Raw genomic sequence first — 13,971 nt, 5'->3', positions numbered from 1 at the left:
GCAGCCGAACCCCCGCCGACAACTCGAACGCGACAAGCCGGGCCATCCGCGCACACTCGGCAACCCTCGGGTTCTAGGCTCGACGAGTGACAGCAGCGCTGACAGTCAGCAACAACACCGAGCAAGCGCGCTTCGAACTGCGGGTGGACGGCAATCTCGCCGGAATCGCGCAATATCAGGACACGGCCGGGGAACGCGCCTTCGTGCACACCGAGATCTATCCGCGCTACGAGGGCCAGGGCTACGGCCGCAAACTCGTGCAGGCGGCCCTGGACGACACCCGCGACGAGGGTTTCGGGATTCTGCCGCTGTGCCCGATGGTCCATCATTTCGTGGAATCGCGGCCGCAATATGTCGCATTGGTCCCCCATTGGGCGCGCGAACGATTCGGCCTGCCGGACAACTTGCCGGGATAAGCGGTAAACGGACACAACTCGAGCGGGCGTACGGGTTGATCCGGTGCGATGATGACCTAGTGGCACGCGCAGAGGAACACGGCGATCGCTCGCGACGCGAATTCCGGCACGAAGAACAGACGGTGCGGCCCGGCACGCTGCTGATCTCGGCGACCGATCTGGTCGAGCCGTCGTTCCGCCGAACCGTGGTGTACATCGTCGAGCACAACGACGCGGGCAGTCTGGGCGTGGTGCTGAACCGCCCCAGCGACACCGCCATTCACGACGTGCTGCCCCGCTGGGCCGAACTGGCCGCCCCGCCGCGCGCGCTGTATCTGGGCGGTCCGGTCAAACGCGACGCGGCCCTGTGCCTGGCCACCGTCCGGGTCGGCGCGTCGATCGATCGGGTGGCGGGCCTGCGCCGGGTGGACGGCCGGGTCGCCCTGCTGGATCTGGACTCGGATCCGGATCTGGTCGCGCCGCTGATCGAGGGCATTCGCGTCTTCGCCGGATACGCGGGCTGGACCTTCGGTCAGCTCGAGGGCGAACTGGAACGCGGCGACTGGATCGTGCTCTCGGCGCTGCCGTCGGACCCGATCGCCGGGCGCACCGACCTGTGGGCGCAGGTGCTGCGCCGCCAGCCGTTACCGCTGTCGCTGCTCGCCACACATCCGATCGAACTAGAACGCAACTGAGATACGTATTCACCCAGTGTGGGCATTTTCTCGCGATCGTCATACCGACTGACTCGGTGAGCTCGTGGCGGGCTCATCCTGGTCGCCCCGCGACGGGGCCGACACGCAGCCGTCCCGGGTCGGTCCGCCGATTCCCGACGGGACCGACGGGGATTCCTCGCAGGCGCGACTGCTGCGGGTGCTCTACGACGAGCACGCGACCGCGCTGTGGCGCTACACCTACAGCCTCGTCGGGGATTCGGGACGGGCCGAGGACATCGTGCAGGAGACGCTGCTGCGGGCGTGGCAGCGACCGCACGTCCTCGATCAGTCGACCGCGTCGGCGCGGGCCTGGTTGTTCACCGTGGCCCGCAACATGGCCGTCGACGAACATCGCAGCGCCCGGCGCCGGCGCGAGTACCGCACCGACAATCCGCCCGAACAGGCCAGCCCCGATCAGGCCGATCGCGCCCTGGACGGCTGGCTCATCGCCGACGCGCTCGCCCGGTTGAGCACCGACCATCGCGAGGTGATCGTGCGGGCCTACTACCGCGGCCTGTCCACCCACCAGATCGCGACCGAACTGGCCATTCCCGAAGGCACCGTGAAATCCCGAATGCACTACGGCATGCGAGCGCTGCGCTCGGCACTACAGGAGATGGGGGTGACGAAGTGACCGACGACGAGTACGCGACGTGGGACGCGCCGTACGTACTCGGCGCGCTCGATCGGGCCGAACGGCTGGAATACGAGGAGCATCTGGCCACCTGCCGCCCCTGCCGGGCCGCGGTGGCCGAGCTGGCCGGGCTGCCGAGTCTGCTCGGCCGGGTGGAACCGGCCGTGGCCCTGTCGCTGGTGGATCCGCCGCCCGAACCGCTGCACGAGCGGACCAATCATCGTTCCGAACCCGTTGCGCCGCAACCCGATTCGACGCCGGAACTGTTGCCCCGGCTGGTGCGCCGGACCGACGCGAGTCGCCGGAGGGGACGGCTCGCGGCGGCGGGCGCGGCGGTGCTGGCCGCGGCCGCGGCGGTCGCCGTCGCGGTCCCGATCACCGTGGGCGTGACCCATCGGGACACCCCGTCCGCGGCCGCGACCGGGCAGGTGGTGGCCGAGCGGCAACTGGAACCGCTGGCGGCGACGGCCGTCTCGGCCACCGTCAGGATCATCGACGCGGGCGGGCGGGCCACGGTGGAGATGTCGTGCCGCTACGCGCCCGGCTCCTCCCCGTACCAGGAGAACTTCGAACTCTGGCTGACCTCGCGAACGGGGTTGACCGCCAAGCTGGTCGGCTGGACGGCGGGCCCCGGCGACGATCTGACCCTGACGCGCACGACGGACGTGCCGCCGGATCAGATCGCCGCGATCGAGATCCGCGCCAAGGGCGCGACGATCCTGCGCTCGGCGATCTGACGCCTAGCGGCGCAGGCTCTCCTCGTCCGGCGTGGCCCGCACGGTCAGCGACCACAGATTGGTGTCGTCGCGCCGCAGCGAGCGCCGGATGCCGTCGCCCGCGGGATGATTCAGCGCGTGCCGCACCGCGGCCGCGGCGGCCGGATCGCCCACCGCGATGCGCGCGCTGCCGTCCGGATACCCCTTCGCCGCGATACCCGCGCGGGCCAGTGTGTCGGCGATCCCCGAACCGGGCAGGTACAGGAAGTTCGCGCGGCTGCGCGGCACCCGGAAACCCTCCCGCCGCAACGCCGTTCGCAACAGCTCCCGCTCGGTGGTGATCCGCAGGACGCGCTCGGCCAGTTCGGATTCGGCGGCGTAGGAGGCCGTCACCGCCGCCACCGCCGTCTCCGGAATGCCGAAGGGCACCTGCAACCGGCGCACCCGGCTCACCAGTTCGGGTGCGCCGAAGACGTACCCGATCCGCAGCCCCGCCAGACCGTACGCCTTGGAGAAGGTGCGCAGCACCAGCAGATTCGGATACCGGGCGACCAGGTCGAGCGGATCGAGCAGGTCACCGGCGCCGAGGAATTCCACGTACGCCTCGTCCAAAATGACGGGGATGTGCCGGGGCACGGCGAACAGGAACGCCTTCAACTCGCTCGCCGGAACCACGGTGCCCGTCGGATTGTGCGGACGGCACACCGCGACCAGGCCGGTGCGGTCGTCCACCGCGCGCAGCATCGCCCACAAATCCTGCCGCCCCGACGAATCCAACGGCACCGCAACCGATTCCAGCCCGACCATCTCGGCCATGATCGGATATCCGTCGAAGGTCGGCGCGGCGAACACCATGCGCTGCCGCGGTGCGGTGAGCGCCTGCATGATCTGCATGATCACCCCGGTGCCGCCCGCGCCCACCACCACGCGGTCCGGCGGCACCCCGAGGTGGTGGGCGATCAGGTTCGGCAGTCGCCGCGGCAGGAACTCCGGGTAGCGGTTGGCGTGCGCGACCGTGCTGCGCACCGCGTCGAGGACCGAGGGCAGGGGCGGGAACGGATTCTCGCTGAGCGTCAGGTCGTAGCGCGACCCGACCGGACGGAACACCTCGTGTTCCCGCGAACGCGTCGGTTCGGTGCGCCACGACCTGCTGCTCATCGTGTCGCTCCCCACCGCACGGCCGCCGCGGCCGCGAAGTCGCCCGCGTGCGCGAAGGCCGACATGAGCACGACCGAGCCCGGCCGCAACCGGCCCGCGGAGTTCTCCACGTCCAGCGTCACCGGAATGCCCGCGGCGAACAGGTTTCCGCACCGGTCGAAGGTGTCGGGATGGCGTTCGGCGGGCAGTTCCAGCGCGTCGTGCCAGTTGCGCAGGAACAGCCGGTTGGGCTGATTGGTGACGAAGGTGTCGATGTCGCGGGCCTTCACCCCGATCCGCTCGCACACCGCCAGCGCGACCTCGGGCACCAGCCGGTTGCCGCGCGCGAACACCTTGGTGATCTTGGATTCGGTGAAGCTCACGCAGCCCTGGCCCTCGCCGGGTTCCCAGTACTTGCGCTCGGAGTTGGTGCTGAACTCCATATCGCCCGCGAACTCCGGATAGGTCCGGCACTCGATGTCGAGGATCGGGGCGTCGGCGTTCTTCACCAGCAGCCCCACCCCGCAGCCGTCGCCGGGCACGGGCGCCTGGGCCAGGCCGCGGATATCGGTCTGGGTGAACACCGGACCGGCCGTGTTCTGCGACACCGCGATCAGCGCGCTGCGCGCGTCGGTGGTCCGCAGGATCATCCGGGCCAGCGACATCAGGTGCACGAAGGCCGCGCAGCCGCCGTTGTGCACGTCGATCACGTGGTCCGGGCGCATGTTCAGCCGCCGGGCCACCTCCGGTCCGCACCCGAGGACGGGATTGGTGGGCAGCTGGGTGTGGGTGAGCAGCACGTCCACGCCCGAGATCGCCTCGCGCCCATGGCGTTCCACCAAGGGCGCGATCGCGCGCTCGACCATGTCCACCGCCGTCTCGTCGCGGTCGACGTGGTGGCGGGCCTTGGGCGCGCGGAACATGACGTTCTTGGCCATCCGCTCGGAACGGGAGAACTGGGTGAAGTATTCGGTGCCGACGGGTTCGCCGGGCAGATAGCTCGCCACGTCGACCAGGCTCACCGGTGGTGCTGTCGTGTCCATGCCGGATCTCATTTCATCCACTCGGGTTTGATCGGAAGGCCGTGCGCGGCACGGTATTCCGCGATCGCCTTGAGGTTGTCCAATTCCAGTTGGTGGCCCGCGGAGAACATCTCCCAGAAATCGCCCACCCACACCGGACGTTTCGGCGGCGCGGCCTCGGGATAGGGGTTCTCGTCGTAGAACGGGTGACGGCAATTCGTCCACAGCACAACCGAACCCGGCTTGTCGAACACCACCTGCGCGTCGACCACCCGCATCAGATAGATCATCCACAGGTGTTCACCCTGATCCCACGCGCAGTGGTAATCGACGGTCATGGCCTCGGGATTGGCGACCGTGCGGGTGTAGATCTTGGTCTCCGGGCCGAGCCGGTCGTAGGCCAGCCACAGCCCCGGCCGCTCGGTGGGCACGAAACCGCGCAGGCTGTAGGTCCATTCCTCCAGCGAGCGGGTGTCGGCCAGATACTCGTAGAGCTCGCGCGGCGGCGCGTCGATATACCCCTGCACCGGGCAGAAGTCGCCGTAGATCTGGTCGTGCGGATACACCGACCGGAGCATGTCCATGATGATCGGGGTGGTCGCCTCGCGATCGGAGTTCTCGATGCGCAGTACTCCCGGAATCACCTTCTCGGGAATATCGCTGAGTGCGGGCAGGGCGCTGGTGGTCACGAATGCCTCCTCGGTGCCGACAAGAACGGTAGAAACGGCGGAATCTCGTCCGGGTCGCAGTCGATCGAGACGAACGACGGGCCCGGGTGCTGCGTGCAGCGGCGGACGGCAGCACTCAATTCGTCCGCGCTGGCGGGCGAATACGCGGGTAGGTCGGGGAACATCGCCGCCATGCCCGCGCCGGGATGCGCGGGCCGGAAACGGTTGAAGCTGTAGCGATCCCCGTAGTAGAGCTGTTCGCGGGTTATGCACATGGCGTGCGCGTTGTTGTTGAAGATCACGAACGTCACCGGCAGGTCGTATTCGATGGCGGTGTGCACCTCCATGCCGTGCATGAAGAAAGCGCCGTCACCGGCGATGACGAAGGTCCGCCGCACCCCGCCGTCGGGGCGGCGCCGGCGCGCGAAGGCCGAGCCGATGCCAGCGCCGAACGCGTACCCCATCCCGCCCATCCCCAGGGCGACGACGAACCGTCCCCCGCGCGGCAACCGCAGGTGATGCACCACGGCCGCCCCGGTGTTGCCCGCGTCGACGAAGACGTCGGTTCCGGGTTCCATTGCCGCGCCGAGGGCTTCGACGATCTCCCGATAGCGCAGGCCGGGTCCGGTGGCCTCGGGCACCGACAGCGGGGTGGTGCGCGCCGCGGCGCTTGTCGCGGCCCGCCCGTCGTCCAGATCGTCGGCCAGCTCCGCCAGCGCGGCGGCCAGGTCGCCGGTCGGAGCGTGCGTCGAATCCGCGTACGGCGCTTCGGCTCCCACGCTGACCAGCGCCGGATGGGTGAGCGCCTCGTCCAGTCCGGTGCGCGCGGTGATCGGTAGCCGAGTGCCGACCAGCAGGCACACCGCCGCGCCCCGGACCGCCTCGACCAGTTCGGGATGCCCCATGCTCCCGGCCACCCCGCAGAAGCCGGGTTCGTCGTGGTCGAAGACGTCCTTGGCGTCCGGCGCGACGCCGACCGCGGCGTCCAGAACCGCTGCCAGCCTGCGCAGTTCGCCGCGCGCGTCGTCGCGCGCCACCTGATCGCCCGCGATGAGGGCCACCTTGCCCCGGGCGTGCCCGTGGCGCAGGGCGTCGCGGACGCGGGCGAGCGCGGCGGGATCCGACAGCGGCGCGCGGCGCGGCGGGCGGAACGGTTCGGCCGCGAGCGGGGCCTGCTGAACGTCCTTGGGCAGCAACAACACCGCGGGCCCGCCCCGGTGCAGGGCGCGCACGGCGCGCTCGAGCTGGTCGGGCAGGTCGGCGGCGTCGGACACGCGCGCGCAGAAGTACGAGATCGGCTCGAAAACCCGTGCGGCGTCGAAGGTTCCGGCGAGCCCGCTGGTGTCCTGGAACGCGCCCGCGCCCGCCAGCGCGGTCGGCGGCTGTCCCACCAGGGCCAGCACCGGGACTCGAGAGGCGAACGATTCCGCCAGTCCCGCAACGAGATTCATGGCCCCGCCGCCGGATGTGGCGGCGACGACCCCGAATCCGGCGGTCGATCGGGCGTACCCGTCGGCCATGGTGGCGGCGGAGAACTCGTGCTTGGCGACCACCGCGGTCAGCTCGTCGGGCGCGTCGAAGATCGCGTCGTAGAGATCCTCGATATTGGCGCCGTCCACCCCGAAGATGTGCCGGACGCCGAGTTCGGCCACGGCCCGCACCAGGTAGTCCACCGCTCGTGACGGCATCCGTGCTCCTTTCGGGGGTTCGAGCGGGCGGACGTCCGCCGTCGCTCTCACACCCGGATACGAGAAACCCCGCCGTCGGGTTCATCGCCGCTTGCCTTGTACGTATACGTCTACATATAGTGGAGCCATGCCCAACAAGACCGTGTACGTCTCCGACGACGACCTCCCCCTGTTCCAGCGCGCGCAGGAGCTTGTGGGCGGCAATCTGTCCGGCGCGATCGTGACGGCCCTGCGGCGGTTCATCGAACTCGAGGAGGGGCGGCAGGAGGGGTACGACGAGGTGGTCGTGCGGGTCGGCCGCAATGGCGCCCGGCAGGTGCGCTTCTCCGGCGCGCTGCTGGGCGAGTCGCGCGACGTCAACGATCAGGACTGGCGATACCTGCGGGTATGGCGTACGCGCAAGGGCAGATTCGCGCTGCACGTGCAGATCTCGAAGTGGTCGGAGTACCCGACCCAGACCCACAAGAACTGGATCAAGGAACTGACCGACTGGCGTCGCATGCTCGGCGTCGTCGATCCGGACTGGGGTGATTTCACCCTGGACACCTTCGATTCGATCACCGACCTGAAGGACAGGATTCCCGACAGCCTCTACGCCCGCGTCCGCGATCTCGCCGAGCACCCGCAGATCGAGGACCTCGACATCTGACGTAACCGCCTGTCCCACAACCGAATACGACCCACCTTGACCGCGAGTCCACGGCGGTCACGGCGTGGCCGAAGCATGCATTCATAACCATCCATTGATGAAAGGAACGCCCGTGCATACTGGGCAACCCGCACCGGCCATCGCCGTGACCGGCCTGCGAAAATCCTTCGGCGAGCAGGTCGTCCTCGACGGCATCGACCTCACGGTGCCGCGCGGCACGATCTTCTCGCTGCTCGGCCCCAACGGCGCCGGGAAGACCACGACCGTGCAGATCCTGTCGACGCTGCTGCGCGCCGACGGGGGCGAGATCCGGGTCGGCGGCCACGACGTCGCGGCCGATCCGGACGCCGTGCGCTCGCTCATCGGGGTCACCGGCCAGTTCTCCGCGGTCGACGAACTGCTCACCGGACGCGAGAACCTGCTGCTCATGGCCGATCTGTACCACCGGCCGCGGGCCGAGCGCCGCCGGTTGGCCGACGACCTGCTCGACCGCTTCGACCTGACCGAGGCGGCCGACAAGGTGGTGAGCGGCTACTCCGGCGGGATGACCCGGCGGCTGGATCTGGCCATGACGCTGGTCGGCGAGCCCGAGGTCATCTTCCTCGACGAGCCGACCGTGGGCCTGGATCCGCGCAGCCGCCGCGCGGTGTGGGACATCATCCGCGAGTTGGTTTCCGGCGGCGTGACCATCTTCCTCACCACCCAGTACCTCGACGAGGCCGACGAGCTCGCGCACCGCGTGGCGGTGCTCGAACACGGCCGCATCGTCGCCGAGGGCACGCCCGAACAGCTCAAGCGGCTGGTGCCCGGCGGGCACATCCGGCTCACCTTCGCCGAGTCACCGGATCTGGCGGCGGCCGCGGATCTGCTGGGCGGGGTGGCCGAGGCCGAGGACCGCACCCTCGCCGTGCCCACCGACGGGTCGGTCACCGCGCTGCGGGCCGTACTGGATCGGCTCGAGGGGGCGCGCATCGAACCCGAGGCGCTGTCGGTGCACACCCCCGATCTCGACGACGTCTTCCTCACCCTCACCGGTCAGTCCGTTCCCGAGAAGGAATCCGCACGATGAGCACGCTCTCCTACACCCTCGCCGATTCGGCGACCATGCTGCGCCGAAACCTGGTGCACGCCAAGCGGTATCCGGCGTTGACCATCGGTGTGCTCGTCATGCCGGTGCTGTTGTTGTTGATGTTCAACTACGTGTTCGGCGGGGCGCTGGGCAAGGCGATCGAGGGGAATTACGTCGACTACCTCGTGCCCGGGATGATGTTGATGATTCCGGCGTATCTGATCGTCAGCGTGGCGGTCGGGGTGGCCTCGGATATGACCAAGGGCATCGTCAACCGGTTCCGGACGATGCCGATGTCGCATTCGGCGATCCTCACCGGACAGGTCGTGGGGACGGTCATCCAGGGGTTGCTGGGTGTGGCCGGGATGGTCGCGGTCGGCGTCCTCATCGGCTTCCGCCCGCACGCCGGCGTTCTCGGCTGGCTGGGCGCCTTCGGCCTCATCGCCCTGGTGATGTTCGCCCTCACCTGGCTGGGGGCCGGATTCGGCCTGGCCGCCTCCACTCCCGAGAGCGCCAGCAACACCCCTACCGTCATCGTCTTCCTTCCGTTCCTCGGCAGCGGTCTCGTCCCGACCGACACCATGCCCACCGGGGTTCGTCACTTCGCGGAGTATCAGCCCTTCACGCCGCTGACCGAAACCCTGCGGGGGTTGTTGATGGGTGGGCCGGTGGCGAGTCACGCTGTCGTGGCGATCGCGTGGTGTGTGGGGATCACTGTGGTGGGGTATGTGTGGTCGGTCACGCTGTTCCGGCGTAAGACTCGTTAGCCCCTGCGCCTTCGGCGCGGGGACAAGGGGGTGGGCGCGGCGACAAGGGGGTGGGCTCTGAATCCCCGCCCGGTCCCTCTCGGCTCCCCAGTTCCCAGCCCGGTCCGCCCAGCGGGCCGGGCTGGGATTCCGAGCATCATGGAACCCATGGACCACCCGAGCGGCTTCCGACCGAACCCGCCTCCCGCCACGGGCACTCGCAGCCGCGTTCTGGCGCGGCTGCGTGTCGCCCGTTGGGAGTTGATCCTGCGGCAGACGATCATCGAGCCGGGCGGGGACAGTGGGTGGCACTACCATGACGGGACGCTGGTGGTGCTGGTGACCGGCGGGACGCTCGATCATCCCGGAATGGATTGCGCGCCGGTGCGTTACGGGCCGTGGCGGGTGTTCCGCGAGCCCAGTGGGCGCGAGCGCGCGCATCTCGCTCGCAATGGGGGGACGAAACCGTTGATGCTCACGGTCCTGTATCTCAATCCCGCCGACAGTCCCTTGTCCCGGCAGGTCGAGCCGCCGCCGTGCGCTCAGGACGCGCGGTAGGCGCGCAGCCAGTCGGGGAACGCGGTGAGGTCCGGCAGGACGACATCGGCCCCGGCGGCGCGCAGTTCGTCGGCGGCGCACGGGCCGGTGGCGACCGCGACCGAATACGCCCGCGCCGTGCGGGCTCCCAGGACGTCGCCGATGTGGTCGCCGACGTAGACGCTCGCGCCGTGGTCGCGCAGGGCCTCGGCCTTGCGTTCGGCCCACAGGTCGCCGATGACCGCGTCGGCGTCGATGCCCAGATGCTCGAGGTGCAGTTTGGCGTTGGGTTCGTATTTGGCGGTGACCACGACGCTGCGCCCGCCCGCGGCCCGGACCGCCTCGATCGCCTCGCGCGCGCCGGGCATGACGACCGTGCCGGTGATGGCGTGGGTGGGATACATCGAGCGGTACAGCTCCGCCATCGCCGTCACGTCCTCGGCCGGAAACCAGTGTCCCAGTTCGATTTCCAGCGGCGGGCCCAGGCGCGTGACGGTGAGATCGCAGTCGATGGGGACCCCGGTGCGTTCGGACAGCGCCCGGTAGCACTCCCGGATGCCGGGCCGCGAATCGATCAGCGTCATGTCCAGGTCGAAGCCGACCGTGAAACCGGGCATCGCTCAGTCGGCGGTCCGGCAGGCGTCGCGCAGCGAGCACGCGCCGCAGGCGCTTCCGCAGCCACCGGTCTCGGGGACGGGCGGCAGCGCCCGCGCGGCGGCGTCGACCCCGGCGCCCAGGGTGAACAGCGCGATCACCGCGGCCACGGCGGCGGCCACGAATCCGATCGGCCCGCCCACGACGAGCACGACGAAACCCCCGGCGGCCAGCAGCACACCGGCGCCCACGGAGGTCGGCGCGGCGACGCGATTGGCGAGGCGGAAGGTCTCCTCGCTGCGCAGCGCCGGTTCGGTGTGCACGCCGAAGAAGCGATTGGGGGGCAGGGAACCGGTCAGTCCGAGCAAGCCGGTGACGACGGCCACCGCCGCCAGCACGAACAGGATCAAGGCCACCACGAACACTCCGATCACGCTACCCCGCCGTACCCGCCGCCCCTCCTCGGGCCCCGCCACCGCACGTTCTACCCTGGTGAAGACCGCTGACCAGGGAGAAGGCATAACAGTGCAGGACACTCGCGACACCGAACCGACCGGTACCGCCGCCCGCGGTGACGGCGGCGTGCCCGCGCACCGCTACAACGCCGACCTCGCCGCCCGCATCGAGCGCAAGTGGCAGCGGACCTGGGCGGAGCGCGGCACCTTCCACGCGCCGAATCCGGTCGGCCCGCTGGCCGGGGACCCGCCCGAGGACAAGCTGTTCATCCAGGACATGTTCCCGTACCCGTCCGGCGCCGGACTGCACGTGGGTCATCCGCTGGGCTATATCGCCACCGACGTGTTCGCCCGCTATCACCGGATGCGCGGGCGAAATGTGTTGCACGCCTTGGGTTACGACGCGTTCGGCCTGCCCGCCGAGCAGTACGCGGTGCAGACCGGCGCGCATCCGCGGGTGACCACCGAGTCGAATATCGACACCATGCGCCGCCAGCTGGACCGGCTCGGGCTGGGCCACGATCCGCGGCGCACGTTCGCCACCACCGATCCCGAGTTCTACAAGTGGACGCAGTGGATCTTCCTGCGCATCTACAACTCCTGGTACGACCCGGTCGCGAACAGGGCCCGGCCCATCGACGAGCTGGCGGCCGAATTCGCCGCGGGTGTCCGGGCCACCCCGGACGGGCGGGCCTGGGCCGAATTGTCGCCCGCCGAACAGGGTTTCGCGCTCGACGCGCATCGGCTGGTGTACCGGTCGGATTCGACGGTCAACTGGTGCCCGGGGCTGGGGACGGTGCTGGCCAACGAGGAGGTCACCGCCGAGGGGCGCAGTGAGCGCGGGAACTTCCCGGTGTTCCGGAAGCGGTTGCGGCAGTGGATGATGCGCATCACCGCCTACGCCGATCGGCTCATCGACGATCTGGAACTGCTGGACTGGCCGGAGAACGTGAAGGCCATGCAGCGCAACTGGATCGGGCGTTCGCGCGGGGCGCGGGTGCGGTTCGCGGTGGGCGAGGAGAGCATCGAGGTGTTCACCACGCGGCCGGACACGCTGTTCGGCGCGACGTATGTGGTGCTGGCCCCCGAACACGAGCTGGTGGATCGGCTGGTGGCCGAGCGGTGGCCGGACGGGATCGATCCGCACTGGACGTTCCAGTCGCCGACGCCGGTGGAAGCCGTTGCGGCGTACCGGAAGTCGATCGCCGCGAAGTCGGATCTGGAGCGGCAGGAGAACAGGGACAAGACCGGCGTGTTCCTCGGGGTGTACGCCGTCGATCCGGTGCGCGGCGAACGGGTTCCGGTCTTCATCGCCGATTACGTACTGAGCGGATACGGGACCGGTGCGGTCATGGCCGTGCCCGGCCACGATCAGCGGGACTGGGAGTTCGCGACCGCCTTCGGGCTGCCGATCCGGGAAGTGGTCGCGGGCGGGGACATCGCGGCGGCGGCGTACTCCGGGGACGGGACGCTGGTCAACTCCGGATTCCTCGACGGACTCGATGTGGAGACCGCCAAGGCGCGGATCGTCGAACGGCTCGAGGCGACCGGGGCCGGGGCGGGCACGGTGCAGTACAAGCTGCGGGACTGGCTGTTCGCGCGGCAGCGGTACTGGGGTGAGCCGTTCCCCATCGTGTACGACGAGCAGGGCCGGGCGCACGCGCTGCCGGATTCGATGCTGCCCGTACTGCTTCCGGAGGTCGAGGACTTCGCGCCGGTGACCTTCGATCCCGACGACGCCGATTCCGAGCCGTCGCCGCCGCTGGCCAAGGCCACCGACTGGGTGCACGTGGAGCTGGATCTGGGTGACGGGCCCAAGCGGTATCGCCGGGACACCAATGTGATGCCGCAGTGGGCGGGCAGCTCCTGGTATCAGCTGCGCTACACCGATCCGACCAACACCGAGGCCCCGGCCGCGCCGGAGAACGAGCGGTACTGGCTGGGCCCGCGTCCCGCCGAGCACGGACCCGACGATCCGGGCGGAGTGGATCTGTACGTCGGCGGCGTCGAGCACGCCGTGCTGCATCTGCTGTACGCGCGGTTCTGGCAGAAGGTGCTGTTCGACCTGGGCGTTGTCTCCGGTTCCGAGCCGTACCGGCGGCTGTTCAACCAGGGGTACATCCAGGCGTACGCCTACACCGACGAACGCGGTACCTACGTGCCCGCCGCCGAGGTCGTCGAGCGGGATCGAAAGTTCTTCTGGACCAACGAATCCGGTGTGGAACTGGAGGTGTTCCAGGAGTACGGGAAGATCGGCAAATCGCTACGGAACGCGGTCTCGCCCGACGAGATGTACGACCTGTACGGGGCGGACACCTTCCGGGTCTACGAGATGTCCATGGGCCCGCTCGACACCTCCCGCCCCTGGGCCACCAAGGACGTCGTCGGCGCCCACCGCTTCCTGCAACGGGTTTGGCGCCTGATCGTCGACGAGGAGACCGGCGCCCCGCGCGTCACCGACGAGGCCCCCACCGACACCACGCTCCGCCTCCTGCACCGCACCATCGAGGGCGTCGACGCCGACTACGCCGCCCTGCGCGACAACACCGCGGGCACCAAACTCATCGAACTCACCAACCACCTCACCAAGACCTACCCCGACGCCACCCCCCGCGCCGCCGCCGAACCCCTCGTCCTCATGCTCGCCCCCATGGCCCCCCACATCGCCGAGGAACTCTGGGAACGCCTGGGCCACACCACATCCCTGACCCACACCCCCTTCCCCACCCCCGACCCGACCTACCTCACCACCACCGAAATCGAATACCCCATCCAAATCAACGGAAAGGTCCGCACCCGCATCGCGGCCCCCGCCGACGCCGACCCCCCCACCATCGAATCCCTCGCCCTCTCCAACCCCAAGACCCAAGAGCTCCTAGCCGGCCGCACCCCCCGCAAGGTGATCGTCGTCCCCAACCGCCTGATCAACATCGTCCTCTGACCCC

15 protein-coding genes are annotated in these 13,971 nt (G+C 69.4%); 9 read left to right on the top strand and 6 right to left on the bottom strand.

Annotation, left to right across the window (positions count from 1 at the left end):
• Positions 1 to 86 precede the first annotated feature (86 nt).
• The 4 genes from ACWDSJ_RS12620 to ACWDSJ_RS12605 all read left to right on the top strand — a co-directional run bounded on the left by ACWDSJ_RS12620 (position 87) and on the right by ACWDSJ_RS12605 (position 2,482).
• On the top strand, positions 87 to 416 hold the full coding sequence (locus ACWDSJ_RS12620; RefSeq protein WP_387358148.1) for a GNAT family N-acetyltransferase: 330 nt from the start codon (positions 87 to 89) through the stop codon (positions 414 to 416).
• A 59-nt stretch (positions 417 to 475) separates the two neighbouring features.
• Positions 476 to 1,090: a YqgE/AlgH family protein gene (locus tag ACWDSJ_RS12615; protein WP_450031626.1), complete on the top strand. Its 615-nt coding sequence runs from the start codon at positions 476 to 478 to the stop codon at positions 1,088 to 1,090.
• Positions 1,091 to 1,220: 130 nt separating this feature from the next.
• On the top strand, positions 1,221 to 1,745 hold the full coding sequence (locus ACWDSJ_RS12610) for a sigma-70 family RNA polymerase sigma factor (protein ID WP_387359161.1): 525 nt from the start codon (positions 1,221 to 1,223) through the stop codon (positions 1,743 to 1,745).
• Entirely contained in the window at positions 1,742 to 2,482 is a 741-nt protein-coding gene (locus tag ACWDSJ_RS12605; protein ID WP_450031624.1) for an anti-sigma factor family protein, read from the top strand. The genes ACWDSJ_RS12610 and ACWDSJ_RS12605 overlap by 4 nt, the downstream gene beginning before the upstream one ends.
• 3 nt (positions 2,483 to 2,485) lie before the next feature.
• On the opposite strand, the gene ACWDSJ_RS12600 is transcribed toward ACWDSJ_RS12605, so the two are convergent.
• From ACWDSJ_RS12600 to ACWDSJ_RS12585, 4 genes are read right to left on the bottom strand one after another with little or no spacing between them, the layout of a single operon-like run.
• A complete protein-coding gene (locus ACWDSJ_RS12600) occupies positions 2,486 to 3,619 on the bottom strand; it encodes an aminotransferase class I/II-fold pyridoxal phosphate-dependent enzyme (RefSeq protein WP_450031622.1) in 1,134 nt (377 codons plus the stop codon).
• Positions 3,616 to 4,641, bottom strand: a complete 1,026-nt coding sequence (locus ACWDSJ_RS12595; RefSeq protein WP_387358156.1) for a 3-oxoacyl-ACP synthase III family protein — start codon at positions 4,639 to 4,641, stop codon at positions 3,616 to 3,618. Before ACWDSJ_RS12595 ends, ACWDSJ_RS12600 begins: the two co-directional genes overlap by 4 nt.
• Positions 4,642 to 4,649: 8 nt before the next feature.
• Positions 4,650 to 5,309, bottom strand: coding sequence for an SRPBCC family protein (locus ACWDSJ_RS12590; RefSeq protein ID WP_387358158.1), 660 nt, complete (start codon positions 5,307 to 5,309; stop codon positions 4,650 to 4,652).
• The gene (locus ACWDSJ_RS12585) at positions 5,306 to 6,976 is read right to left on the bottom strand and encodes a thiamine pyrophosphate-binding protein (protein WP_450031620.1); all 1,671 of its coding nucleotides are present in this window, start codon (positions 6,974 to 6,976) and stop codon (positions 5,306 to 5,308) included. The genes ACWDSJ_RS12590 and ACWDSJ_RS12585 overlap by 4 nt, the downstream gene beginning before the upstream one ends.
• A 127-nt stretch (positions 6,977 to 7,103) precedes the next feature.
• Here ACWDSJ_RS12585 and ACWDSJ_RS12580 point away from each other — a divergent pair, with 127 nt between their 5' ends.
• The 4 genes from ACWDSJ_RS12580 to ACWDSJ_RS12565 all read left to right on the top strand — a co-directional run bounded on the left by ACWDSJ_RS12580 (position 7,104) and on the right by ACWDSJ_RS12565 (position 9,998).
• Positions 7,104 to 7,625, top strand: a complete 522-nt coding sequence (locus tag ACWDSJ_RS12580; protein ID WP_450031619.1) for an EXLDI protein — start codon at positions 7,104 to 7,106, stop codon at positions 7,623 to 7,625.
• 112 nt (positions 7,626 to 7,737) lie between these two features.
• Positions 7,738 to 8,694, top strand: a complete 957-nt coding sequence (locus ACWDSJ_RS12575; RefSeq protein ID WP_450031617.1) for an ATP-binding cassette domain-containing protein — start codon at positions 7,738 to 7,740, stop codon at positions 8,692 to 8,694.
• Entirely contained in the window at positions 8,691 to 9,461 is a 771-nt protein-coding gene (locus tag ACWDSJ_RS12570) for an ABC transporter permease (protein WP_387358166.1), read from the top strand. Before ACWDSJ_RS12575 ends, ACWDSJ_RS12570 begins: the two co-directional genes overlap by 4 nt.
• A 147-nt stretch (positions 9,462 to 9,608) precedes the next feature.
• Positions 9,609 to 9,998 carry a cupin domain-containing protein gene (locus tag ACWDSJ_RS12565; RefSeq protein WP_450031614.1) on the top strand — a complete coding sequence of 130 codons (390 nt, stop codon included), beginning with the start codon at positions 9,609 to 9,611 and terminating at the stop codon, positions 9,996 to 9,998.
• Here ACWDSJ_RS12565 and ACWDSJ_RS12560 read toward each other — a convergent pair.
• Both ACWDSJ_RS12560 and ACWDSJ_RS12555 read right to left on the bottom strand, forming a co-directional pair.
• Positions 9,983 to 10,594 (bottom strand): HAD family hydrolase, encoded by a 612-nt coding sequence (locus ACWDSJ_RS12560; RefSeq protein ID WP_387358170.1) that lies wholly within the window; start codon positions 10,592 to 10,594, stop codon positions 9,983 to 9,985. The genes ACWDSJ_RS12565 and ACWDSJ_RS12560 overlap by 16 nt on opposite strands.
• 3 nt (positions 10,595 to 10,597) lie before the next feature.
• Positions 10,598 to 10,996 carry an SdpI family protein gene (locus ACWDSJ_RS12555; protein ID WP_450031612.1) on the bottom strand — a complete coding sequence of 133 codons (399 nt, stop codon included), beginning with the start codon at positions 10,994 to 10,996 and terminating at the stop codon, positions 10,598 to 10,600.
• Between the two features lie 100 nt (positions 10,997 to 11,096).
• Here ACWDSJ_RS12555 and leuS point away from each other — a divergent pair, with 100 nt between their 5' ends.
• Positions 11,097 to 13,967 (top strand): leucine--tRNA ligase, encoded by a 2,871-nt coding sequence (gene leuS / locus ACWDSJ_RS12550; protein ID WP_450031610.1) that lies wholly within the window; start codon positions 11,097 to 11,099, stop codon positions 13,965 to 13,967.
• Positions 13,968 to 13,971 lie beyond the last annotated feature (4 nt).

It is taken from the genome of Nocardia sp. NPDC003482 (assembly GCF_053588115.1).
Note: the sequence above shows the minus strand (reverse complement) of the source record. Positions and strands in the feature narration are given on the sequence as shown.

Coding starts and splice junctions, on each gene's coding strand:
- ACWDSJ_RS12600 (WP_450031622.1), bottom strand. CDS start 3,619: ATGAGCAGCAGGTCGTGGCGCACCGAACCGACGCGTTCGCGGGAACAC.
- ACWDSJ_RS12595 (WP_387358156.1), bottom strand. CDS start 4,641: ATGGACACGACAGCACCACCGGTGAGCCTGGTCGACGTGGCGAGCTAT.
- ACWDSJ_RS12585 (WP_450031620.1), bottom strand. CDS start 6,976: ATGCCGTCACGAGCGGTGGACTACCTGGTGCGGGCCGTGGCCGAACTC.
- ACWDSJ_RS12580 (WP_450031619.1), top strand. CDS start 7,104: ATGCCCAACAAGACCGTGTACGTCTCCGACGACGACCTCCCCCTGTTC.
- ACWDSJ_RS12570 (WP_387358166.1), top strand. CDS start 8,691: ATGAGCACGCTCTCCTACACCCTCGCCGATTCGGCGACCATGCTGCGC.
- ACWDSJ_RS12565 (WP_450031614.1), top strand. CDS start 9,609: ATGGACCACCCGAGCGGCTTCCGACCGAACCCGCCTCCCGCCACGGGC.
- ACWDSJ_RS12560 (WP_387358170.1), bottom strand. CDS start 10,594: ATGCCCGGTTTCACGGTCGGCTTCGACCTGGACATGACGCTGATCGAT.